General features: G+C 68.7%; 1 protein-coding gene. It reads left to right on the top strand.

Annotation, left to right across the window (positions count from 1 at the left end):
- Positions 1-1,012: (Fe-S)-binding protein (locus tag DD1DGNOD_RS03350; protein ID WP_131769420.1), on the top strand; the 1,012-nt coding region annotated here is incomplete at both ends.

Raw genomic sequence — 1,012 nt, forward strand, 5'->3', positions numbered from 1 at the left:
CAGGCCGACCGTCCACTGGTCGGCACCGAGGCCGAGGGCGGGGTCATCGACCCCGACGTCCTGTGGTCGTGCACCAACTGCGGCGCGTGTGTGGAGCAGTGCCCGGTCGACATCGAGCACGTCGACCACATCGTCGACATGCGCCGCTACCAGGTAATGATCGAATCGGCGTTCCCCAGCGAGGCCGGGGTGATGCTGCGTAACCTGGAGAACAACGGCAACCCGTGGGGTGTCTCGCCCCGGGCCCGCACCGAGTGGACCGAGGGCCTGCCGTTCGAGGTCCGGGTGCTCGACGAGGGTGAGACCATCCCGGACGACGTGGAGTACCTGTACTGGGTGGGTTGCGCCGGCGCCATCGAGGACCGCGCCAAGAAGGTCTCCCGGACCTTCGCCGAACTCCTGCACACCGCGGGCGTCTCCTTCGCCATCCTCGGTTCCGGCGAGACCTGCACCGGTGACCCCGCCCGCCGGCTCGGCAACGAGTACCTCTTCCAGGAGCTGGCCAAGGCCAACATCGAGGTCCTCAACGCCGCAGCCGCCAAGAAGATCGTCGCTACCTGCCCGCACTGCTTCAACAGCCTGGCGAACGAGTACCCCGCGCTCGGCGGCGCGTACGAGGTCATCCACCACACCCAGCTGCTCGGCAGGCTCGTCGACGAGGGCAGGCTCGTCCCCGTCCAGCCCGTGGACTCCTCGGTCACCTACCACGACCCCTGCTTCCTCGGCCGGCACAACGAGGTCTACACCCCGCCCCGGGAGATCCTCGGCAGCATCCCCGGCGTCCGCAGCCAGGAGATGCACCGCTGCAAGGAGCGCGGCTTCTGCTGCGGCGCCGGCGGGGCCCGGATGTGGATGGAGGAGAAGATCGGAAAGCGGGTCAATGTCGAGCGGGTGGACGAGGCGCTCGCCCTCGACCCGGACATCGTCTCCACCGCCTGCCCGTTCTGCATCGTCATGCTCACCGACGCCGTGACCGAGAAGAAGCAGTCCGGCGGGGCGAAGGAGGGCATCG

Source organism: Candidatus Protofrankia californiensis (genome assembly GCF_900634765.1).
GTDB lineage: Bacteria > Actinomycetota > Actinomycetes > Frankiales > Frankiaceae > Protofrankia > Protofrankia californiensis.